The organism is Streptomyces sirii, from assembly GCF_045690365.1.
GTDB classification, from domain to species: domain Bacteria; phylum Actinomycetota; class Actinomycetes; order Streptomycetales; family Streptomycetaceae; genus Streptomyces; species Streptomyces sirii.
On record NZ_CP147982.1, the window covers coordinates 2163380 to 2185671 of the forward strand.

Genomic DNA, 22292 nt, shown 5'->3' on the forward strand with positions numbered 1-22292 from the left:
AAGTCTTCCTTCGTTGAGAGTTCGTGCTGTGCGCGGGCAGGACTGCATGCCCGAATTGCGAGAGGGTGAACCGGTGCGTATGCCGGACTCCGCGGGCGTCGGCCGCGAAAGTCGGCTCAGCCGCACTTTCCGGTCGGGGAATCCGCGCTCAATACGAGGACGTCGGCGGCCGAGAGCCGCCCGGCCGCTTCGTCGACGGCGCCGGTGAAGGTGTCCGCGGCCATTCCGGGAATCCTCAGGACACGGACGAGGGCCGCATCCGAGGTGTCGCCCACGAGCCGCCCGGCGCCGTTGCCGCAGGTGGGCGAGTGGATGATGCCGTGCTCGTCGGACAGCACCAGTTCCCCGGGGCGCACGTTCTGCATCCCGTCGTCCGCCCCCGGGCCGTCGGCCGGTCCGTAGACGACGCTGTGGCCGATCCGGTCGCCGTCATAGACCTGGAAGCTGCACAGCGTCGAGTACTCGATTTCCATGCAGACGTCCACGACGGGGTGGATCGGCCGGTAGGCGTCCCGGCGCATGATCCGCAGCGCCTGCTTCAGCGGGGTCGACACACTGCTCGGCTTGACGTTCATCGCCGCGTAGAAAGAGCGGTAGCTCTCCCACAGCGGGTTTTCCCGAATGGATTCTTCCGTTTGGTGGCTCGCCCTGAGGCGGGTGAGAACCCTGCGCTCCGTGTCCGCAAGACCGACCGCCCCGTAGGGTGCGGACGGTACGAGCAGAAAAGCCGTCATCAATCCAGGACAGCTGTGCATGGCCGCCGATGCGTCGAAGGCGTGTTGCCTGCTCTGCGGTGCCGAAGAGTCCGCCCGTATGCCGACGCTATCCAAAGGAACTCCAAACCACTAATAGCGTGGGATTCGATCTTGATATCGCCTCGATGATCTTCCCGGAGAGTATTGGCGCCGGTACTGCCCGATGTCAACCGGCAAAAAATTGCCGGTTGTTGCCAAGCCGAATCGGCAAATTTTTGCACCTCTGGATGCCGGGAGAAGCGACCCGTCGACTTCCGCGATTCGTGGAGAGTTCAACTTCCCAAAATCCGCAATGGGTTGAACTCCTCGACCTTCTTCCCGAAGGACCGTGGAGGAGCGGCCGTCACACCGCACCGGCGCCCCGCGCGCGCCGCCGCTCCCGCGCGGGCCCGCCCCGGCCGCCCGCACCGCGCCGGATCAGCGCGTCCGCCCCCGCGGCTTGAGCGGGCCGGGCGGAAGCTCGGGGGCGGACAGCCGGTCGCCGTCGTAGCCGAGGACCTCGCCGAAGCGGGTGCCGGAGGACCAGTCGTCGCGGGCCCGGGCGATGTCCTCGTGGGTACGTCCCACGAAGTTCCACCACATCACGATCTCCTCTTCGAACGGCTCCCCGCCCAGGAGCAGCAGACCGCTGTCGGAGTGGGCGCGCAGCGGGAGTTCGGCGCGGCCGCAGCCGAGGTAGAGGAGGGCGCCGGGGGCCAGCCGGACGCCGTCGACCTCGGTCTCCCCGGAGATGGTCAGGGCCGCGTACTCGAAGTCGGGGTCGAGGGGCAGCCGGGTGTCGGTGCCGGCGGTGAGCGTGAGGTCGGCACCGACCAGCGGAGAGTAGGTGGTACCGGGCGAGGTGGCGCCGTCCAGTTCGCCGAGGATCACGGTGGCGGCCAGGCCGCCGCCTCCGGTGATCAGCGGGAGGTCGGTGTGGTGCTCGAAGTGCGGGGCGGTGTCGCGGTGGGCGTCGGGCAGGGCGACCCAGAGCTGGGCGCCGTGCAGCAGGGGGCCGTGGCCGTGCGGGGACTCCTCGGAGTGGGCGATGGCCCGGCCGGACGTCATCAGGCCCAGTTCGCGCGGGCGTACGGTCTGCAGGCTGCCGAGGCTGTCGCGGTGCAGCACCTCGCCGTCGTGCAGCCAGCTGACGGTCGAAAGGCCCATGTGCGGATGCGGCGGTACCTGCATTCCGGGCTGGTCGACGATGTCGTCCGGCCCGTAGTGGTCGACGAAGCACCAGGCGCCGACCATCCGCCGGCCGAGGTTGGGCAACAGTCTGCGGACGACGGTGGACTCGCCGAGCGGCACCTGCTTGCCGGGCTGGAGGTCGCGCACCGGGCCCGTTCGGCTGCTGCCGCCGCACAGGCTGGGCGAGGGTCTGAGGTCGAGGTTGCTCATGGCGTCACGATAGGCGGGGCGGGGTGCGTGGCCGGGAAAGGCGCACCTGCCGCCCGGCCGACGGCCCGTCATTCATACAGCTCGCGCAGCCGTACGGACAGGCAGGTGACACAGCCCTCCAGCTTCTCGAACTCGCCGATGTCCACGACGACGGGCTGGTAGCCGAGGTCGGCGAGGAGCGCCTCGCTCCGGGGCGCGCCGGCCGCCATCAGCAGCCTGCCGCCGCCGAGCAGCACGACATGGGCGCCGGACGCCTCGGGGACGGGAAGGAAGCGGGGGAAGACGGACGGGTCGTCGACCAGGGGCGGATAGCCGATCACGGTGCCGTCCGGCAGTGCGGTCACCGCGGATTTCAGGTGCAGTACGCGGGTTACCGGTACCGCGACCACGCGGGCGCCCAACGGCTCGAAGGCGGAGCGGAGTTGGCGTACGCCCTCGGCGTTGGTGCGGCCGCCGCGGCCGACGTAGACGGTGTCGCCGACCTTCAGCACGTCGCCGCCGTCCAGGGTGCCGGGCGAGCGGATCTCGTTGACGGAGCAGCCCAGCGCCTCGACGGCCGCACGGGCGTCCGGTACCTCGGATCGGCGCTGGTCGGCGCCGGGGCGGGCGAGCAGGGCGACATTGCGGAACACGACCACGGCGTCCTCGACGAAGACCGCGTCGGGGCAGTCGTCGGCGGGGGCCACCTCGGTGGTCCGCCAGCCGTGGTCGCGCAGCGCCTGGACGTAGGCCTCCCACTGGCGCAGGGCGAGCGCGGGGTCGACCGGGCGCCGGTCGATGTGGGTGACCAGGCCGTCGGCGAGGCGGGGACCGGGGCGGCGGACGAGGGCCTGTTTACCGGGCATACGGCTCCGTTCGGATACGGGGTGGGCGGGGCGCCGGGGCGGCGGGTGAGCCGGCGGGCGTGGTCCGGCGTGGGCGGTCAGGCGCCGGCGCCGTACGTGGCGCGCAGCGCGTTCTCGACGGCGGTGAGGGCGGCGCGGTGGTCCAGGCCGAGCCGCTGGGCGCGGCGGGCGTAGCTCTCGGCGGCCGCGGCGGCCTCCCGGTCCGCGGCCTCGCCGGCGGCGGCGATGAAGCTGCCGTTGCGGCCGCGGGTCTCGATCACGCCGTCGGTCTCCAGGGCGCGGTAGGCCTTGGCCACGGTGTTGGCGGCCAGCCCCAGGTCTTCGGCGAGGCCGCGGACGGTGGGGAGTTTGTAGCCGACCGGCAGCCCGCCGTCCCTGGCCCGGTCCGCGATCTGGGTGCGTACCTGCTCGAACGGCGCGACGGCGGAGGCCGGGTCGATGGTGATGACGAGGGTCGAGACCTGCGGGGACACGGGGCGCTCCTGGTACTGGTGGTGTGGCGGACGGGTGCGGAGCCACGCCCCGGGGAGCCCGGATGCGCGGCGCGCTCGCACCCGTTGGTGCGCGTGTTTGTCTCACTCATTGTGGGCCAGGAGCGCCGGGCGTGCCGGGAGGTTCCAGGGCCTGTCGCTTTGTGGACACGCCTTGGGGGCCGCCCGCTGGGCCGGGGTCGGAAAGGCCCTACAACCGGAGGGTGGTACCGGTCGTGCGCAGCCAGGCGTTCATACCGAGGGCCAGTTCGGCCGCGGGGCGGATGTCGCAGGTCGCGCCGTCCGCGGTGGCCTCGGCGAGGGCGCCGGAGTCCAGCAGCGGCCGGACGGGGGCGTCTTGGTCGGCGGCCAGCTCCTTCAGCTCGGCACGCAGCGCCTCGGCGTAGCGCGGGTCCTGGGTGCTGGGGTACGGGCTCTTGACGCGGTCGGCGACCAGGTCGGGCAGCACGTCGCGGGTGGCGGCGCGCAGCAGCGACTTCTCCCGGCCGTCGAAGGTCTTCATCGACCAGGGGGTGTTGAAGACGTACTCGACGAGGCGGTGGTCGCAGAACGGGACCCGGACCTCCAGGCCGACGGCCATGCTGGCCCGGTCCTTGCGGTCGAGCAGGACCTGGACGAAGCGGGTGAGGTGCAGATAGCTGACCTCGCGCATCCGGCGCTGCAGACCGGTGTCGCCGTCGAGGTAGGGGACTTCGGCGAGCGCCTCGCGGTATCGGCGCGCCTGGTATCCGGGCAGGTCGATCTTGCCGAGCAGGCCGGGGTCGAGCAGCGCCTCACGGACCGCGTCGCCGCCGGCGAAGCGGCCGGCGATGCCCGCCGCGATCCAGGGGAAGGTGTCGGCGTGGACGGCCGCGGGGTCGTGGAACCAGCGGTAGCCGCCGAAGACCTCGTCCGCGGACTCGCCGGACAGGGCGACCGTGGACTGCTCGCGGACGGCCCGGAACAGCAGGTACAGGGAGGTGTCGCCGTCGCCGAAGCCGTTGGGCAGGTCGCGGGCGGCGAGCACCGCGGCGCGGTGGCCGGGGTCCATCAGCGCGGCGGTGTCCAGGACGATGTCGCGGTGGTCGGAGCCGACGTGCTCGGCCAGGGCGTGGGCGTACGGACCGTCGGGCGTGCCGCGCAGATCGTCGGGACGGAAGTGCTCGGTGTAGCCGGCGAAGTCCACGGCGAACGAGCGCACCGGGCCGCCGCCTCGGGCGGCCAGCGCGCCGGCGGCGAGCGCGGTGATGGCGGAGGAGTCCAGGCCGCCGGAGAGCAGGGTGCACAGCGGCACATCGGCGATCAGCTGGCGGGCGACGATGTCGTCGAGCAGCTCGCGGATGTGCGCGACGGTGGTGTCGAGGCCGTCGGTGTGCTCGCGGGCCTCCAGGGCCCAGTAGCGCTTGACGGTCAGCCCACCGCGTCCGACCCGGACGAGATGGCCGGGGCGGACCTCGTGCATGCCCTGGTAGACGGCGTGCCCCGGCGTCTTGGTGAAGCTGATCAGCTCGGCGAGGCCCTCGGCGTCGACGGTGGGCCGCACGGCGGGGTGGGCGAGGATCGCCTTGGGCTCGGAGCCGAAGAGCACCCCGTCCGGGGTGGGGTGGTAGTAGAGCGGCTTGATGCCCATCCGGTCGCGGATCAGCAGCAGTTCCTCGGTGCGGGGGTCCCAGAGCGCGAAGGCGTACATGCCGTTGAGGCGCTCGGCGCACGCCTCGCCCCACTGGAGGTAGGCGTGCAGCACCACTTCGGTGTCGCTGTGGGTGCGGAAGGAGTGGCCCAGCCGCGCCAACTCGGCGCGCAGTTCGCGGTAGTTGTAGACCTCGCCGCTGTACGTCGTGACGACCAGGGTGCGGCCGTCGTGCTCGGCGGTCATGGGCTGTGCGCCGCCGTCGATGTCGATGACGGCGAGCCGACGGTGGCCGAAGGCGGCATGGGCGGAGAACCAGCTGCCGGCCGCGTCGGGGCCGCGGCAGGCCATGGTCGCGGTCATCGCCTCCAGCGTCGGCCGCTGGGTGGTCAGGTCGTTGTCGTAGGAGATCCATCCGGTGATTCCGCACATGTTCGCGGCTCCCTCCATACGTGGACGGCGGGCCGGCCGCGTCCCGGCGACGGCCCGCTCGATCACCGTACGCCCGGATAGATGCATTGGCCACTTATACTCGGCCGAGCCCGTCCGGAATGAGCCAACCCGCTTACCGCAGTGCGGAAAAGGGGAGGCAAACGGCGCCTCGGCCACCGGAAAAGGAGCGGTAAAACGGAGCTTCGGCGCGTACCGTCCGCCTCCATGACGCTTACCGTTCGCGACTTCCGCCCCGCCGACGCCAAGGCCGTCGCCGATCTGCGACGGGCCTGCGCGCCGTATCTGCTCGGCACTCCGCAGGGCGTCGCCTGGGAGGTCTCCACCGCCTGTGCGGCACAGCGCCTGCGGCTCTTCGTCGCCGAGCTGGACGGCCGGATCGTCGGCTCGGTCCGCGCGGCGCTGCTGCCGGGCGGCGTCCTCCCGGGCCGGGCCGCGGCGACCCCGTACGTCCACCCCGGCCACCGCCGCCGGGGCGCGGGCCGGGCCCTGCTGACCGCGGCCGAGGAGCATCTCGCGGCGGCGGGCGCCGACCGCCTCTTCGCCCGGGCGGCCGACGAACCCGGCGCGCACTCCTTCGCCCGGCGCCACGGCTACCACCGCACCCGCCCGGCCCGCCGGCTCCGCCTCGACCTCGCGGCGACCGAACCGCCGCCGCTCCCGTCCGCCCTGCCGGCCGGCGTCCGGCTGCTCACCGGCGCGGACCTGGAGGCCGACCCGCGCCCCCTGTACGCGGCGTACGCCGAGGCCGGCGCGGCCGAGCCGGACGATAGCGCGAGCGGGACGCCGGCCTACGAGGACTGGCTGCGGCACACCTGGGAGCACCCGCATATCGACCTGGACCTCACCTCGGTGGTGACCGTCGACGGCGAGATCGCCTCCTTCAGCCTGGCGGCGACCGACGACCTGGGCCGCTGCGCCTCCGCGAGGACCGGCACCCGCCCCGCCTTCCGCGGCCGGGGCCTGGCCCGCCTGGCCAAGGCCGCCTGTCTCCACCGCGCCCGCGACCACGGCTGCACCGAGGCGTTCACCGGCAACGACGCCGCCGACACCCCGATGCTCACGATCAACCGGCGCCTCGGCTACCGCCCGTTCGCCGAGGAGTGGCGGTACGTACGGGAGGTGTGGCGGGGCTGAGGCCGCCGCCTCCCGTGACGTGCCGAGCATCTTCCTCAACGGCGGTCGCCCGGCACGATGGCGAGGCAACGTACTCGCGTCCATCGGCAAGGAAGATGCGGTGTCACGGGCACCTGGGCCTGGCTCAGGTGGAGACAGGAGTGCGGGACAGGGCGGTGCGCAGCGCGAAGACGCCGAGCAAGCCGCCCGCCGTGAACCGCTGGGCGGTCATGGCGCGGGGCCGGGCGGCCAGGAACCCCGACACCCGTGCTGCGCCCAGCATGATCAGAGCGTTCACGGAGATGCCCACGATGATCTGCACACCACCGAGCTGGAGCAGTTGTCCCCAGGCCGGACCTGCCTGCGGGTCCAGGAACTGGGGCAGTAGGGCGGCGTACATAAGAGCGATCTTGGGGTTGAGCAGGTTGGTCAGCAGCCCCATCGAGAACAGCCGGGCGTCGGACACCGGAGGCAGGTCCTGGGCCGGGGCGAAGGGCGAGCGGCCGCCGGGCTTGAGCATGCCCCAAGCGAGGTAGGCCAGGTAGGCGGCCCCGGCAAGCTTGACCACCGTGAACGCCACCGGCACGGCGGCGAACAACGCGGACAGGCCCGCAGCCGCGGCCAGCAGGTAGCACACGAATCCCACGGCGGTCCCACTGAGGCTCACCAGGCCCGCCCTGCGGCCTTGGGTGATCGCGCGGGAGGCGAGGTGGATCATGTTCGGTCCCGGAGTCAGGGCCATGCCCAGCTCGACCAGGGCCACTCCTCCGACTGCGGCCAGAGTGATCACCGGTCAACCTCCTGGTCGTTCCTCGGGTATCTGGTACCCGGAGTGGGGAGTCGCCCGGCTGCAACGGACGGCTGCGACGCATCAGCAGCGCCTGCCTCGCCTACTGCAGGATACGGCCTTGCCGCTCGGATCAGAGACCCAAGTGGACCGACGCGGACCGTCACGGACGCTCGGCGCCCCAACTCCTAGTCACGGCGCCCCCTTTCGCCCCTCTTCCTGTCCCCCCGCTTAGCCATGCCTTAAGCCCACCATAAAGATCCGCAGGATCGGCCTTCGGGACTCAAATCCGCTGTTCAGCGGGGCTAGCGTGCTTCTCGCAAGGCGGCGTTGCGAGTCGTCGGCGCCGTACTCCGGGGGGCGGCGCGGGCGTGTGCATCCCGACCCCCCACCACATCGCCGCCCCTTGCCCCCTCTCGACGCAACTGATGAAGGAGACCCCCACGATGACCGCTCGTCGCAAGGCCACCGGGATCGCGCTGGTCGGTATCGCCCCGCTCGCGCTCACCGTGCTGACCGCGAGCCCGGCGGCCGCGCACGGTTCGATGTCGGATCCGGTCAGCCGGGTCTTCGCCTGCTACGCGGAGGGGCCGGAGAGCCCGCAGTCCGCGGCGTGCAAGGCCGCCGTGCAGGTCGGTGGGGCGCAGGCGTTCTACGACTGGAACGGGGTCCGGGACGGCAACGCCGGCGGCAAGTCGAAGGAGAAGATCCCCGACGGCAAGCTCTGCAGTGGCGGCGACGCCGCGTTCAAGGGCCTGGATCTGCCGCGCGCCGACTGGCCGTCCTCCAAGATGCGGGCCGGCAAGCACACGTTCCACTACAAGGCCACCGCCCCGCACAAGGGCTCCTTCGAGCTGTACATCACCAAGGCCGGCTACGACCCGACCAAGCCGCTGAAGTGGTCGGACCTGGAGGCGAAGCCCTTCGCGAAGGTGACCGACCCGACGCTGACCAACGGGGAGTACGTCTTCGACGGAAAGGTGCCGGCGCGGTCCGGGCGCCATCTGATCTACAGCATCTGGCAGCGGTCGGACAGCCCCGAGGCCTTCTACACCTGCTCGGACGTGGTCTTCGGGAAGGCCAAGGGCGGCTCCGCGGCGGCGCCCGCGCCGACCGCCTCCGCTCCGACGGACACCCAGATCGCGGCGGGCGCCGAGAAGGCGTCGATGGATCTGCGCCAGCACAGCCACAAGGGGGGCGGCACGGGCGGCCACGGCGACGCAGCACCGCAGGCCGGCGCCGACCGGCCGGCGCTCGCCGGTGACACCGACGCCGCACACCACGGCAACGCCGCGCGGCCCGAGGGCGGCGCCAAGCCGCTCGCCGGGCAGCACCTGGCCGAGACCGGCGGTGACAGTTCGACCGCCCCGATAGCCATCGCCGGCGCTGCGGTGCTGGCCGCGGGCGCCGGGGTGCTGTTCGCCACCTCCCGCCGCCGGGCCGCCCGCCACCGCGGCTGACCCGGTCTCCGTACCCCGGCACCGCCCCCTCCGGGGACAGCGACGCCGTCCCTGCTGGACCAGGGGCGGCGTCGCGCCGTTACGGTCCGTCCTGGGGCAGCGGCTCGATGATGTCGTTGGCGACGTGCTGGTAGATGAAGGAGCTGCGGCAGTCGACGACTTCGCGGCGCTTGAAGACCTGGTCCATCAGGAGCGTGTGCAGCCGGTCGACATCCGGGACGGCGACATGGACCAGGAAGTCGTCGCCGCCCGCGACGACATAGACGCTGAGCACTTCGGGCAGTGAGGTCAGGAAGGTCTTGAAGCGCTCGATGACCTCGCGGTTCATGGGGCGGATGCGGATGGTCAGCAGCGCCTGTACGGGGCGGTTGAGGGCGCGCAGGTCCACTCTGGCGCGATAGCCGGTGATCACGCCGCGGGCGCGCAGCGCACGGACCCGCTCCAGGCAGGTGGAGGGCGCGATGTTGAGCATGCGGGCCAGCTCGCGATTGGTCTGCCGTGCATCGCGCTGCAGTTCGCGGACAATCGCCGAATCAATGTCGTCCATGGGAACCATGGTGGCGCACCTACCGAATTTCGTTCGGCAGGAGATCATATAGATCAGCCAGACGGTTACCTTCTGCGACTGTGACCGTACAAGAAACATCCCTTGCCGCTCCTGAACGGGCGGATATACGGCGGCTGGGCATCGGCAGCGGTACCGCGCTGTGCGCCGGCGCGGTGCTCGGCCCCGGAGTCCTGACCCTGCCGTCCCTCGCCGCCGCCGCGGCCGGCCCCGCCTCGATCCTGGCCTGGGTGGTGCTGCTGGCGATGTGCGTGCCGGTGGCCGCCTCCTTCGCGGCGCTCGGCGCACGGTTCCCCGACGGCGGGGGCGTGGCCACGTATGTGCACCGGGCGATCGGGCCGCGGGCCGCGGCCGTGGTGGGGTGGTGGTTCTACGGTGCGGTGCCGATCGGCGTGGTCTCGGCGGCCTGGATCGGCGGGAAGTACGTGGCCGACGCGGTCGGTTGGGGAGAGCCGGGTGCGTATGCCGTCGCCGGCGCGGTGCTGGCGGGGGCGCTGGTCTCCAACGCGGTCGGGCTGCGGATGTCGGGCCGGGTCCAGCTGCTGCTCGGCGGGCTGCTGGCGGCGGTGCTGCTGTGCACGGTGCTGACCGCCGCGCCGCAGGTGTCCGCCGCGCACTTCACACCGTTCCTGCCCGGTGGCTGGGCGTCGGTCGGGTCGGCGGCCTCGGTGCTGTTCTTCGCGTTCGCCGGCTGGGAGGCGGCCAGCCATCTGTCGGGCGAGTTCGCCGATCCGCGGCGGGATCTGCCGCGGGTGACGCGCCGTACGCTCCTGGTCATCACCGTGCTCTACCTGGGGCTCGCGGTGGTCACCATCGGCGTGCTGGGCCCGGCGGCGGCCGACACCGACACCCCGCTGACCGAACTGCTCGCCCGGAGCGTGGGCTCCGCCGCCCGTCCGGTGGCCGCCGCGGCCGCGCTCTTCCTGACCTTCGGGGCGGTCAACTCGTACCTGGCCGGGGCCTCCCGGCTCGGTGCGGCGCTCGGCCGGGACGGTGCGGCGCCGCGCCTGCTGGCCAAGGGCGGCGCGCCGGGCGAGGTGCCGCGGCGCTCGCTGGCGGTGCTGGGCGGGACGGCCGTGGCGGTGGGGGCGGCGGCCGGGTTCGGCGGCGCCGATCTGGACCTGCTGATGAGGGCCACCGCCACCTGTCTGGCGGCGGTGACCCTCGCCGGCCTGGCTGCCGCGCTGGTGCTGCTGCCGCGCCGCACTCCCCTGTGGTGCGGCGCGGTGGCGAGCTCACTGCTGACGGCGGCGGTGCTGGCCTTCGCCGGATGGTTGCTGGTGATCCCGGCGGTTCTCGCGTGCGCCGCCGGCGGTTTTCTGACGCTGCGCCGGGGCCTGCGGTAGGGCCGGCGGGCCGGGCGGTCCCGCGCTACGACGGGATCCGCCGGCCCGGTCCCGCGCGGCGGCGGGGTCAGCCGGCCCGGTCCCGCACGGCGGCGGGGTCAGCGGCTCAGGCGGCGCAGCAGGCGGGTGTAGCCGTTCCAGCGGGCGGGCCGGGCGACGGCGCCCGTGCAGGCCCGCTCGGCGCCGTCCAGGCTGTCCTCCAGGACCGCGTCGTGGAAGTGCCGGTAGGCCAGCGGCCAGGTGAGCCGGGCGAGGCCGTGGGCGCGCATGGCGAGGGTGTGGCGCAGCAGGGTGCGGTCCGGTGCGAGCGGATCGACGGTGTACTCGTGGAAGCCGTCGAAGCCTTTCGGCCCGCTGAAGGTGAAGCGCACCCACCGGCCCGGTACGTACGCCGCCACGGTGTAGCGGACCGGGCCGTGGCCGCCGGCCACCCCCGGTGCCAGGGGCCCGTCGAGCAGCATCGGTGGCCAGTCGCGGCGCGGCCAGAGGCGGTCGCCGTCGCCGGACAGGCCGTCGATCAGCAGACCGGCCTCGGCCGCGGGCACCGGTAGCTCCCGCTCGTGCACGTTGTAGACGCCCATGGCGCAGACCTTTCCGATCTCCCCGTCCGCCGTTCCGGCACCGCGCGGCATCGGCACACTGCGCCGGCGCGTTCCCGCGAGAGGTTTCAGAGAGACCTTTCTAGAGATCAGCCTCTAATATAGTGGAGAGTACCCTCTAGAACATGGCCAGGCCACCTCGTTTCGAGACCCCGCAGCTGCTCGACGCCGCCGTATCGCTGGCGGCCGAGTCCGGGCCCGCGGGCGTGACCATGTCCGCGGTCGCGGCGGCCGTCGGGGCGCCCAGCGGCTCGCTCTACCACCGCTTCGCCGGCCGCTCGGCACTGCTGGCCGAGGTGTGGCTGCGGACGGTCGAGGGCTTCCAGGAGGGGTACTTCAAGGCCCTGGAGTCGTCGAACGACCCGCGCGCCGGGGGCCGGGCGGCCGCCCGGCACGTCGTGGCGTGGAGCCGCACCCACCCGCGGGAGGCGGCGCTGCTGCTGTACGGCGCCCATGAGTTCGGACGGGACGACTGGTCGGACGAGCATCTGCGGCGCGCGAACGAGGGGAACATGCGGGTGCGGGCCTCTTTGGCGGCGCTCGCGGGCGCCCTGGGCGTCCACGGCACCGAGAGCCTGGACCGGGTGTCGCTCGCCGTCGTCGACGCACCGCTGTCTCTGGTACGCCGTCATCTGCGCGGCGGAACGCCGCTGCCGCCGCACGCCGAGGAGCTGGCGGAGGAGTGCGCCGAGGCGCTGCTGAACTTCTGACACCGGCATCCCCGGCGGCGCGGGAGAGGACGGCCCGGCCCGCGGGTAGCAGGCCGGGCCGGCTCCGGTCAGCCGGAGAGGCAGGTGGTCGGGGCGGCGTGCGCCGGGTCCAGGGCGTTGGCCGTCTCGTGGAAGGCGAGGCGGTCGGCGAGCCCGATGGCCAGATGCTCGGAAAGGTCGACCGGACACAGGTCCTGGAGCAGGACGTTGTGCACGTCGGGGCCGTCGAGGAAGCCGCTCCGATAGGGCGTGACGACCTCGTCGTACTTCGTGGCGATCACGGTGTAGTGCACACCGGGGACGGTGTCGCCGCCCTCGTTGAGGCGGTTGAGGGTGTCGGAGCCGACGATCTGGTCGGTCAGACCGGGGGTCAGCCCTTCGAGGTAGTCCTTGGCGCCGGGGAAATGGTCCAGCAGCCGGGTCAGGCCGTCCAGATCGGTGCCGTGGTTGTCGGGAGCCAGTCCGACCAGCGCGTTCACCTTCTTCGCGCCACCGTAGAACTTCAGGTACACCCGGGGCATCATGCCGCCCTGCGAGTGGCCGACCAGATCGGTCTTGCCCGCCCCGGTGGCGGCCAGCACCCGGTCGACGTACGAGGCGAGTTGCCGGGCGGAGGCGTCCACCGGGCCGAGGCCGTTGAAGAGCGGGACGCCGGGCAGCTGGCCGTAGTCCAGGGAGAAGACGCAGTAGCCGCGGGCCACCAAGTAGGGCGCGAGGCCGAGCCAGTTGTCGACGGAGTTGCCGAACGTGCCGTGGACCAGGATCACCGGCCGGGGGTGCTCGGCGGAGGGCTTGCAGGAGTAGTTGTTCCAACCGCTGCTGACGGTGGGGGCAGCAGCAGCCGGCGCGGTGGTGACGCCGAGGGCCAGGGCGAGGGCGGGGAGGAGGGTGAGCGTTCGTGACCAGCGCAGCTTCATACGATGCTCCTTGCGGGGTGAGGGGACTCCGAAGTGCTCCGTGAGCCGTTCACCTGCGATCCGGATCGCAAGGGCCAACGCAGTTGACTGGCAAGTAAGTTACGGCTGAGTAAGCAGGGCGGGCCAGCGGTGTGACGGTGAAGGAAACAGCACGCAACCTTCACCGTATGACCAGATCTCCCGGCACCGACCTTCCGTGCACACTGTGTCCCGTACCTCACTCCTGCGCCGCGGCCGAGCGGCTGTCAGTGCTGTCGCCTACAGTCGGTGATGCCTTGACCAAGGAGTCGACGAGGGGGTTCGCAGATGGAGACCACACGGACGGCGGATCTGACCGGGATCGAGGAGATCTCATCGGAGGCGGAACTGCGCGCGCTGATCGGCGAGCCCACGCCCCACGCCGCCAACAAGACCCGCCATCGGCTGCACGACCTCGACCGCGAGTGGCTGGCGCACTCACCGTTCTGCATGATGGCCACCGCGGACGCGCGGGGCTGGTGCGACGTCTCCCCCAAGGGCGACCCCGCGGGCTTCACCCATGTCCTGGACGACACCACCCTGGTGATCCCGGACCGCCCCGGCAACAAGCGCGCGGACGGCTTCTTGAACATCCTCGCCAATCCCCGGGTCGGGCTGAACTACCTCCTTCCGGGACGCGGTGACACCCTGCGCATCAACGGCCGCGCCCGGCTGCTGCGGGACGCCCCGTTCTTCGACGCACTGATAGTCAAGGGCCACCGCCCGCGGCTGGCGCTGCTGGTGGAGGTGGAGGAGGTCTTCTACCACTGCTCCAAGGCCCTGCTGCGCTCGGAGCTGTGGAAGCCGGAGACCTGGCAGCCGGACGCGCTGCCCTCGCGGGCCCGGATCGTCAGGAGCCTTGAGGACCAGGACAGATCCCTGGAGGAGCTGATGGAGCACTACGGCCCGCGGTATGCGGAGCGGCTCTACGGCTGAGGCCCGCGGCGGGCTCCGCCGAGGGTGGCCGCGGGGCGTACGGCCCCGGTGCCGAAGCGCGCCCTATGAGGCCTTGCACAACACGCCCGACAACTCGGCATGCCTGGACTGTGGAGCTGCGGCCCGGTCCTGGAGGGCCGCAGCTTGTGTGCCGGCAGTGCGACCACCGAGGCGTGCTGCTCGCTGCCGCATCCGCGCGGTCCGCGGCGCTCGAACATCTGGCCGGACATGCCCGGCGCGACGCCCTGCCGCCGTACATGCGCACCTGCCAGTGCCACGAGCGAGGCTGTGGCCGGCAGCCCCGACACCGCGGCTGCGCGGGCCCTGTCCGCCTGCTCCTCGCCCGCGAGCGGGGCGGACGACTCTGGCGACTTGCCGATGCATGTACAGCCTGCGCCTCGGCGACGACGCAAGCCGCCGTGGTTCCGGAAACCTTCCTGCGCGAGGCCATGGCGTCACCGAACAGCACCTCACGCCGCCACAGACGACGCCCCAGTGGGCCGGGCGACCAGATTCAGGTGCAGGAGATGCTCAGCTACTTGGCCTCAGCCCTGCCGAGCCATACCGGAGCTGCGGCCCGGCTGCTCGCCGTGCAATGCGCACTGCGCATGGATTCTCAGGGCCAGGTCCGGTGGCCGGTTGGGGTCCTGCGCAGCCTTCGCCTCGCCCGCGATCCGCTTCCATGGAGTGAGCTGGAGCAGGCACGGTGGCTCCCCAGGACGCCGCCCGCCCCGGGCTCCGCCGACAGGACAGTGGGCGCCCAGATCCTCGACGACGTGTTGTTTGGCTCAGCGTCCCGCGCGTCCAGCCCACAGGCGCGCCGCCGACTGGGCGCTACGCGCGACGAAAGACGGCTGCACAGGCACCGACGATCCGTCTCTGCGTCCGACCGCCCTGTGCCTCGCGGCATACACGGACGGGCAGCCGACCGATCCGACGCCTCCGTGAGGTCCGACTGACCCGTCCGTTCCGACACTCACCCTGTTACGGAAAGTGTCGTTTGCGCGACATGCCGTTACCCCCCTCCACTTTGAGTCGCTCGATGACTGCGGCGCGGTGCGCACCACTGGGGCGATTTCCTCCAACCATGCTGCCCGGTTAGGGATGTGACGGCGTAGCACCTGTTCCGGTTACCGCTCCCCTCGCTGCCGAATCGACGATGCGTTCGAATCATGTCGCTGACCGGGGCCGATGAGGTTAGAGTAATCGAACGAGAGTACGATGAACATATCGGGTATGCGGCATAAAAAGGCCGAAATGGGGTGGAGTGATGGAGGTGCGGCATGGCGGGCTTCGCCCATCTGCACGTCGCGTCCGGTTACTCCGAGCGCTACGGTGCCGCCCACCCCGAGCATCTCGCCCTGCGGGCCGCCGAGCGAGGCGTGACGGCGCTCGCGCTCACCGACCGGGACACGGTCACCGGTGCCGTCCGGTTCGCGCAGGCATGCGCGGGAACCGGGGTGCGGCCAATCTTCGGTGTCGACCTGGCGGTGGAGGCCCTGGCGCCCCCGCCGCCCGCCCAGCGACGCCGCACCCCGGTGCGCGGTGGCGCGCACGTCGTCGAGCCGCCGCTGCGGTTCGTGCTGCTGGCGCAGAACCGCGCCGGGTGGGCGCGGCTGTGCCGCATCACGTCGGCCGCCCACGTCGGCACCGCGTCCGGCGCGGCACCGGTGGTGGTGCCGTGGGAGGCGCTGCGCGAGTACGGCGGTCCCGGTCTGACCGTGCTGCTCGGGCCACTCTCGGAGCCGGTACGAGCCTTGGCGGCCGGGCGGGAAGACGTCGCGATGAGGCTGCTGGCGCCGTGGCGGGAGATCTTCGGGAGTGGGGTCAGGCTGGAAGCCGTGGTGCATAAACGTTTCTCCATCGGTCCTGGATCCCTCCGCCTGGCTGCCCGCACCCTGGCGCTGGCCGACCGCACCCACACCACCGCGGTGCTCTCCAACGCCGTCCGCTACGCCGACCCCGACCAGCACCGCCTCGCCGACGTCCTGGACGCCGCCCGGCTGCTGCGGCCCATCGACCGGCGCCGCCTGGACAGCGGACAGCGCTGGCTCAAGGACGAGAAGGCGATGACGGCCGTCGCGCACCTGGTTGCCCAATACGCCGGAGCCGACGCCCGGCGGGCACGCCGCCTGGTGGCGGACACCGCCGCCACCGCGGCCCTGTGCGCCGTCGACCCCGGAGCGGACCTGGGGCTGGGCACGCGGCATTTCCCGGAGCCCTCGCTCTTCGGCGCCGAGCCCGGAGCGGGGGGAGCGACACAACTGCTGCGCCGGCAGTGCGAGGCCGGCATGGCCCGGCGGGGCCTGGACCGCGACCGAGCGGCGCTCGACCGGCTGGACGAGGAACTCAAGGTGATTTCCGCGCTGGACTACGACTCGTACTTCCTTGCCGTCGGCCAGGTCGTGGCCGACATCCGAGCCAAGGGCATCAGGGTCGCGGCCCGCGGCTCGGGCGCCGGTTCGATGGTCTGCCACGCGCTGGGCATCGCCACCGCGAACCCGCTCGACCACCGTCTGTTGTTCGAACGCTTCCTGAGTGTGCGCCGGGCTTCCCTGCCCGACATCGACATCGACGTGGAGTCCGCCCGCCGGCTGGAGTGCTACGACACGATCTTCGACCGGTTCGGCAAGGAGCGGGTCGCCGTCACCGCCATGCCCGAGACCTACCGGGCCCGCCGCGCCCTGCGCGACACCGGCCTCGCCCTCGGAATCGCGCCCGCGGACGTCGACCGGATCGCCAAGAGCTTCCCGCACCTGAGAGCTTCCGACATCACGGGCGCGCTCGCCGAACTGCCCGAACTGCGGCAGCTGGCGGCCGAGGCGCACCGGTACGGACCGCTGTGGGAGCTCGCGGAGGGCCTCGACTCCCTGGTCCACGGCATGGCCATGCACCCCTGCGGAGTGGTCATCAGCGACGCGACGCTCCTGGACCGGCTGCCGGTGCAGCCCACCCCGCAGGGCGATTACCCCATGGCCATGGCGGCGAAGGAGGAGATCGAGGACCTGGGCAACATCAAGCTGGATGTGCTGGGCGTACGCATGCAGTCGGCGATGGCTCACGCCGTCGCCGAGATCGAACGGACGACCGGTAACCACATCGACCTGGACGACCCCAAGCAGGTACCGCTCGACGACGTCTTCGCGTTCAAGCTCATCCAGGAGAGCCAGACCCTGGGCGTATTTCAATTGGAGTCAGCTGGCCAGCAAGACCTTTTGTCCAGGCTGCAGCCGCGCGACCCACAGGACGTCATCGCCGACATCAGTCTCTTCCGTCCCGGTCCGGTCGCCGGGGGCATGCCCGAGCGGTACATCGCCGCACGTCATGGCGGCACTCCGTCGTACGCCCATCCGGACCTGGAACCGGTGCTCGCCGACACCTACGGCGTGACCATCTGGCACGAGCAGATCATCGAGACCCTGTCGGTCATGACCGGCTGCGACTACGCGCTGGCCGAGGTCGTCCGGCGGGCGCTCGGCGAGAAGGACCGGCTGCCGAAGCTCAGGGACTGGTTCCATGGCCTGGCGCGCGCGCGTGGCTACAGTGCGGCCGTCCGGGACGAGGTCTGGAAGACCGTCGAGGCCTTCGGCGCCTACGGCTTCTGCCGCGCCCACGCGGTCGCCTTCGCCGTACCCGCCCTCCAGAGCGCCTGGCTCAAGGCACACCACCCGGCATACCTGCTGGCCGGCCTGCTCGAACACGACCCCGGGATGTGGCCCAAGCGCGTCCTCGTCTCCGACGCCCGTCGCCGCGGTGTACAAGTCCTGCCCGTCGACATCAACCACTCCCAGGTGAAACACACCGTGGAGAAGACCGACGGAGAGCAGCGGGGCGTACGGCTTGCCCTCTCCGCGGTACACGGCATCAGCGGGGACGAGTGCGCACGAATCGAACAAGGCCAGCCCTACGGATCCCTCTCCGACTTCTGGCAGCGAGCCCGCCCCAGCAGACCCACTGCCGAACGCCTCGCCGAAATAGGCGCCCTGAACTCCCTCCACGACGGCCGCCTCACGCGCCGCGACCTGCTGCTCCAGATCGCCGAACTCCACCGGGCCTCCCGCACCCGATCCGCCGGCAAAGGCCAACTGCCCATCGAAGCGGGCCCCGTGGGCGGGGCGGAGCCGAGCGGCCTGCCGGAACTGACCGGACGCGAAGCCCTCAGCGCCGAGCTGAGCACCCTCGGCATCGACGTCTCCAGGCACCTGATGGAGCACCACCACCGCCTCCTGCGCGAGATCGGAGCGACCGACGCGGCCCACCTGGCCGGACTGCGCGCCGGCCAGCAGGTCCTGGTCGCCGGCGTACGGGCCTCCACCCAGACCCCGCCCATCGCCAGCGGCAAGCGCATCATCTTCGTCACCCTGGAGGACGGCTCCGGCTTGGTCGACCTGGCCTTCTTCGAGGACTCCCACCCGGCCTGCGCACACACCGTCTTCCACAGCGGACTGCTGCTGGTGCGCGGCACGGTCCAGGTACGCGGCACCCGCCGCACCGTCGTCGGCACCATGGCCTGGGACCTGGACGAGATCGCCGCCGCCCGCCGCGACAACGGCCCCGAGGCCGCACTCACCCTCCTCGGCGAGAGCCACCCGCACCCGACCCCGGCCCAGTCGCAGCGGACCCTGGCCAACGGCACCACCGGCGCCCGGTTGCATCCCTACGCCGACCTCCAGCCAGCCGGCACCCGCTCGGCCGACCTGAAGAAGTTCGGCTACACCAGTCCGGGGAGCGCAGGATGACTACACGGCAGCGGCACATTGCTCACCTCCACCTGCACGCCGCGCTGAACGGGCGTCAGTACAACGATGTAATGGAAGTGATGTCTGGTGTCACGCCTCATGTCCAGGCCGTTCCGCCCAACGCCGTCCAGCTCGACCTGACGTCGGCCATCAGATATTTCGACCTGTCCGCTTATGACGTCGTTCAGTTGGCGAAGCTCAGGTTGAAGGCTCTCTATGGCGTTGACAGCAGCGCCGGGCTCGCGAGTAACCGCATGCTGGCGGCCATGGCGGCCGACGCGTCCGCGCCGGGAGAGACCACCTGGGTCCCCGCTGATCGCGTGGCCAACTGGCTGTACCCGCGGCCCGTCACCGCGCTACCCGGGGTCGGGCGCACCACGGCGGAAACGCTTCACAGATACGGCCTGCACACCATCGGCCAGATCACCGACCTGCCTTCGGTGACCCTGCAACGGCTCCTCGGCGTCGGTCAGGCGCGGTTGTTGGCCGAGCGCGCCCGCGGTCATGATCCCCGCCCGGTCACCCTCTCCGAACCGGCAGTGCACTTGGTCGCCGATCTCGTACTGGAGCGGGACTGTCTCGACCCGGCACAGCACCACCGCGCAGTTCTGGGACTGGCCGACCAGATCGGCCAACGCCTGCGCGGCGAAAGCCAGATCGCGAGCCGACTCACCCTCACGGTGCGGTACGCCGACCGCAGCTCCACCACACGTACCCGCACCCTGCCGGAACCCACCAACCACTCGCCCGCCCTCACCGTGGCTGCGCTGAGCCTGCTGGCCGGTCTCGGACTGCAGCGAGCGAGAGTGCGCGCCTTCATGATCCGCGCAGACGACCTGTTGCCGACCGACGGGGCCTACCGCCAGCTCTTGTTGGATCCCGGCGATGCCCGCGCCCGCGCGGCTGAAGCCGCCGCGGACCGCGCCCGTCGGCGCTTCGGACCGGGGGCTATATGTCCAGCCGCTCTGGCGAACTGACCGCTGCGTCCTCCATCCGGTCACCGGCCGCGCCGCTGCTGACTGGCGGATCGCCACGGACGGTCGTCTGATCCTCATCACCCCTGCCGACCAGCGCAGTGACGACGAGCTGGCCGCCGCCCAGGCCGAAGCCCTCAGCGAATGGACAGCGCCGGATCCGGCTCGCGCCCTGGCGTTTCCCGCCAGCGGCCCCGCCGGGCTCCTCGTCTCCACCGGCCCCGGTCTCGGCGCCGTCCTCGAAGGCCATGCCGTCGACGGGCGTCCGGCCAGACCGCCCGCCGGTCGAGGAAGTACAGCCAGTGCCACAGGGGCGGCAGCGGTTCGCCCGCCTCCGCGACGGGGCCGGGCAGGTCGAGCACCGCCGACGGGGCCGCCACCGGCGCGGCGGGCAGCGGATCACGGGCCGTGAGGGGCGAGGGGGCCCAACCCTCGACGTACGCTCCGATGGGCGGCGGGGTGCCGCCGGTCACCGTCATCCCTCCTCGAGGAACGTCCGCACCAGCTTCCCCGCCTCGTCCCGGCACTCCTCGAAGTAGGCGTGCCGGGCGCCCGGGAAGAGGTGGGTGCGGGCGCCGGGGATACGGGAGGCGAGCAGCGGGAGGTTGTCCGGCGGGGTCAGCCGGTCCTGGTCACCGTGGAGGACCAGGGTGGGTGCCGCGACGCGCGGCAGTTCGTCCCAGGCGTCGTGTTCGTTGCTGGCGACGAGATGGCCGCGGCGCGCGTGGGCCGGCATCCGCGGGTCGCCGAGGGTGCGGTAAGGGCCGGGGTGCGCGGCCCGCCAGGCGGGCGAGTACATCAGGTCGGCCAGCACCCGGCGTACCGCCTCCGCGTCCGGCTGCGCGAGGGACCGCCGTACCGACGCGTCGCGTTCCACGGCGTGCGGACCGCCCGGGGATGTGCAGCCCAGGACCAGCCGGCGGACCCGCTCCGGGTGGCGGATCGCGATCCACTGCGCGACCCGGCCGCCCATCGAGGTGCCGTACACGTCGGCGCGCGCGATCCCGAGCGCGTCCAGGACCGCGACGACGTCGTCGGCGAACTGCCGGGTGGAGTACGGGCCCTCGGGCTTGTCGCTGTCGCCGGTGCCGCGCAGGTCCAGGGTGACGGTGGAGCGCACGGCGTGGAAGTCCTCGCGCACGCCGTCCCACCAGTGGTGGTCGTTCGCCTGCCCGGCGAGCAGCACCAGCGGGGGCCCCTCCCCGTGGCGCTGGTACGCCAGGGCGGTGCCGTCCTGCGCGCGGGCGAAGGCCGGGGCCGGCCGGTCGTGCTCGGTCATGGACGTCCTCGGAACGGGCGCGCGGGGCGCGCGGGCGGTGCGTGGTGTCATGAGTCCCCCTGACGGTAGTCCGAGGAGGAGCACGGCATGAGCGTTCTCGACATCCTGTCCGACGAGGAACGGCTGGTCGTCGGCACCGTCCACGAGTTCGTCGACAAGGAGGTTCGGCCCGTCGCCCGGGAGTTCGAGCACTCCGACACGTACCCCGAGGCCCTGATCGAGGGCATGAAACGGCTCGGCGTCTTCGGCCTCGCCGTCCCCGAGCAGTACGGCGGCACCCCCGTCTCCACTCCCTGCTACGTCCTCGTCACCGAGGAACTCGCCCGCGGCTGGATGAGCCTGGCCGGCGCCATGGGCGGCCACACCGTCGTCGCCAAACTGCTGCTGCACTACGGCACCGAGGAGCAGAAGCGCCGCTACCTCCCCCGGATGGCCACCGGCGAGCTGCGGGCCACCATGGCCCTCACCGAACCCGGCGGCGGCTCCGACCTCCAGGCCATGCGCACCGTCGCCCGCCGCGACGCCGACGGATACGTCGTCGACGGCGCCAAGATGTGGATCACCAACGCGCGCCGCTCGGGTCTGATCGCCCTGCTGTGCAAGACCGACCCCGACGCCCGCCCCGCCCACCACGGCATGTCGATCCTGCTCGTCGAGCACGGCCCCGGCCTCACCGTCTCCCGCGACCTGCCCAAGCTCGGCTACAAGGGCGTCGAGAGCTGCGAGCTCTCCTTCGACGGCCACCGCGCACCGGCCGGAGCCCTGCTCGGCGGCGCGGAGGGCCGGGGCTTCGGGCAGATGATGAAGGGTTTGGAGACCGGACGGCTGCAGGTCGCCGCCCGCGCGCTCGGCGTCGGCCGGGCCGCCCTCGAGGACGCCCTCGCCTACGCCCAGGCCCGCGAGTCCTTCGGCAAGCCGATCTGGCAGCACCAGTCCATCGGCAACTACCTGACCGACATGGCCACTTCGCTGACCGCCGCCCGACAGCTCACGCTGTACGCTGCCCGCGAGGCCGACGCGGGCCGCCGGATCGACATGGAGGCCGGCATGGCGAAGCTGTTCGCCTCCGAGACCGCGATGCGGATCGCCCTCGACGCCGTACGGATCCACGGCGGCTACGGCTACTCCACGGAGTTCGACGTCGAGCGCTACTTCCGCGACGCACCGCTGATGATCGTCGGCGAGGGGACCAACGAGATCCAGCGGAGTGTGATCGCCGCGCAGCTCGTCAGGCGCGGGGGCCTCGACGCCTGAGGGCACCCGAGCACACCCGGCCACCACCACGGTGGCCAACCATCCAGCAGCCGGAGGGGCAG

19 protein-coding genes are annotated in these 22292 nt (G+C 71.9%); 8 read left to right on the forward strand and 11 right to left on the reverse strand.

Annotated features, from left to right (window positions below):
- Window positions 1-116: 116 nt before the first annotated feature.
- The 5 genes from WAB15_RS09825 to asnB all read right to left on the reverse strand — a co-directional run bounded on the left by WAB15_RS09825 (window position 117) and on the right by asnB (window position 5512).
- The gene (locus WAB15_RS09825; protein ID WP_407285996.1) at window positions 117-575 is read right to left on the reverse strand and encodes a hypothetical protein; all 459 of its coding nucleotides are present in this window, start codon (window positions 573-575) and stop codon (window positions 117-119) included.
- Window positions 576-1172: 597 nt separating this feature from the next.
- Window positions 1173-2135 carry a pirin family protein gene (locus WAB15_RS09830; RefSeq protein ID WP_399144421.1) on the reverse strand — a complete coding sequence of 321 codons (963 nt, stop codon included), beginning with the start codon at window positions 2133-2135 and terminating at the stop codon, window positions 1173-1175.
- Between the two features lie 68 nt (window positions 2136-2203).
- Window positions 2204-2980, reverse strand: a complete 777-nt coding sequence (gene ddaH / locus WAB15_RS09835; RefSeq protein ID WP_399144422.1) for a dimethylargininase — start codon at window positions 2978-2980, stop codon at window positions 2204-2206.
- A 77-nt stretch (window positions 2981-3057) separates the two neighbouring features.
- Window positions 3058-3453, reverse strand: a complete 396-nt coding sequence (locus WAB15_RS09840; protein WP_393494761.1) for a GntR family transcriptional regulator — start codon at window positions 3451-3453, stop codon at window positions 3058-3060.
- Window positions 3454-3661: 208 nt separating this feature from the next.
- Window positions 3662-5512, reverse strand: coding sequence for an asparagine synthase (glutamine-hydrolyzing) (asnB, locus tag WAB15_RS09845; RefSeq protein WP_399144424.1), 1851 nt, complete (start codon window positions 5510-5512; stop codon window positions 3662-3664).
- A 225-nt stretch (window positions 5513-5737) separates the two neighbouring features.
- On the opposite strand from asnB, the gene WAB15_RS09850 reads away from it, so the two are divergent.
- Window positions 5738-6667: a GNAT family N-acetyltransferase gene (locus WAB15_RS09850; protein WP_407285997.1), complete on the forward strand. Its 930-nt coding sequence runs from the start codon at window positions 5738-5740 to the stop codon at window positions 6665-6667.
- 124 nt (window positions 6668-6791) lie between these two features.
- Here the strand turns inward: WAB15_RS09850 and WAB15_RS09855 are convergent, their stop codons facing one another.
- Window positions 6792-7436, reverse strand: coding sequence for a LysE family translocator (locus WAB15_RS09855; RefSeq protein ID WP_399144426.1), 645 nt, complete (start codon window positions 7434-7436; stop codon window positions 6792-6794).
- A gap of 443 nt (window positions 7437-7879) precedes the next feature.
- Between WAB15_RS09855 and WAB15_RS09860 the strand changes: the two genes are divergently transcribed.
- Window positions 7880-8893 (forward strand): lytic polysaccharide monooxygenase, encoded by a 1014-nt coding sequence (locus WAB15_RS09860; RefSeq protein ID WP_399144427.1) that lies wholly within the window; start codon window positions 7880-7882, stop codon window positions 8891-8893.
- A gap of 79 nt (window positions 8894-8972) precedes the next feature.
- Here WAB15_RS09860 and WAB15_RS09865 read toward each other — a convergent pair whose 3' ends face one another.
- On the reverse strand, window positions 8973-9440 hold the full coding sequence (locus tag WAB15_RS09865) for an Lrp/AsnC family transcriptional regulator (RefSeq protein WP_399144429.1): 468 nt from the start codon (window positions 9438-9440) through the stop codon (window positions 8973-8975).
- Between the two features lie 80 nt (window positions 9441-9520).
- On the opposite strand from WAB15_RS09865, the gene WAB15_RS09870 reads away from it, so the two are divergent.
- A complete protein-coding gene (locus tag WAB15_RS09870) occupies window positions 9521-10804 on the forward strand; it encodes an APC family permease (protein WP_399144430.1) in 1284 nt (427 codons plus the stop codon).
- Window positions 10805-10902: 98 nt separating this feature from the next.
- On the opposite strand, the gene WAB15_RS09875 is transcribed toward WAB15_RS09870, so the two are convergent.
- Window positions 10903-11385, reverse strand: a complete 483-nt coding sequence (locus tag WAB15_RS09875) for an SRPBCC family protein (protein WP_399144530.1) — start codon at window positions 11383-11385, stop codon at window positions 10903-10905.
- A 143-nt stretch (window positions 11386-11528) separates the two neighbouring features.
- Between WAB15_RS09875 and WAB15_RS09880 the strand changes: the two genes are divergently transcribed.
- Window positions 11529-12113 (forward strand): TetR/AcrR family transcriptional regulator, encoded by a 585-nt coding sequence (locus WAB15_RS09880; protein ID WP_407285998.1) that lies wholly within the window; start codon window positions 11529-11531, stop codon window positions 12111-12113.
- A 68-nt stretch (window positions 12114-12181) separates the two neighbouring features.
- Here the strand turns inward: WAB15_RS09880 and WAB15_RS09885 are convergent, their stop codons facing one another.
- Window positions 12182-13030, reverse strand: a complete 849-nt coding sequence (locus WAB15_RS09885) for an esterase/lipase family protein (RefSeq protein WP_407285999.1) — start codon at window positions 13028-13030, stop codon at window positions 12182-12184.
- A gap of 306 nt (window positions 13031-13336) precedes the next feature.
- Here WAB15_RS09885 and WAB15_RS09890 point away from each other — a divergent pair, with 306 nt between their 5' ends.
- From WAB15_RS09890 to WAB15_RS09900, 3 genes are all read left to right on the forward strand, one after another.
- Window positions 13337-13984: a pyridoxamine 5'-phosphate oxidase family protein gene (locus WAB15_RS09890; protein WP_399144433.1), complete on the forward strand. Its 648-nt coding sequence runs from the start codon at window positions 13337-13339 to the stop codon at window positions 13982-13984.
- Between the two features lie 1283 nt (window positions 13985-15267).
- Window positions 15268-18723: a DNA polymerase III subunit alpha gene (locus WAB15_RS09895; protein ID WP_407286000.1), complete on the forward strand. Its 3456-nt coding sequence runs from the start codon at window positions 15268-15270 to the stop codon at window positions 18721-18723.
- Window positions 18720-19700 (forward strand): DNA polymerase thumb domain-containing protein, encoded by a 981-nt coding sequence (locus WAB15_RS09900; RefSeq protein ID WP_399144435.1) that lies wholly within the window; start codon window positions 18720-18722, stop codon window positions 19698-19700. Before WAB15_RS09895 ends, WAB15_RS09900 begins: the two co-directional genes overlap by 4 nt.
- Here the strand turns inward: WAB15_RS09900 and WAB15_RS09905 are convergent.
- Entirely contained in the window at window positions 19672-19947 is a 276-nt protein-coding gene (locus tag WAB15_RS09905; RefSeq protein WP_407286001.1) for a hypothetical protein, read from the reverse strand. The two genes, WAB15_RS09900 and WAB15_RS09905, sit on opposite strands and share 29 nt — an antisense overlap.
- Before the next feature lie 225 nt (window positions 19948-20172).
- Window positions 20173-20976 carry an alpha/beta fold hydrolase gene (locus tag WAB15_RS09910; RefSeq protein ID WP_399144436.1) on the reverse strand — a complete coding sequence of 268 codons (804 nt, stop codon included), beginning with the start codon at window positions 20974-20976 and terminating at the stop codon, window positions 20173-20175.
- Between the two features lie 87 nt (window positions 20977-21063).
- Here WAB15_RS09910 and WAB15_RS09915 point away from each other — a divergent pair, with 87 nt between their 5' ends.
- On the forward strand, window positions 21064-22230 hold the full coding sequence (locus WAB15_RS09915; RefSeq protein ID WP_407286002.1) for an acyl-CoA dehydrogenase family protein: 1167 nt from the start codon (window positions 21064-21066) through the stop codon (window positions 22228-22230).
- The last annotated feature ends 62 nt before the right edge of the window (window positions 22231-22292 follow it).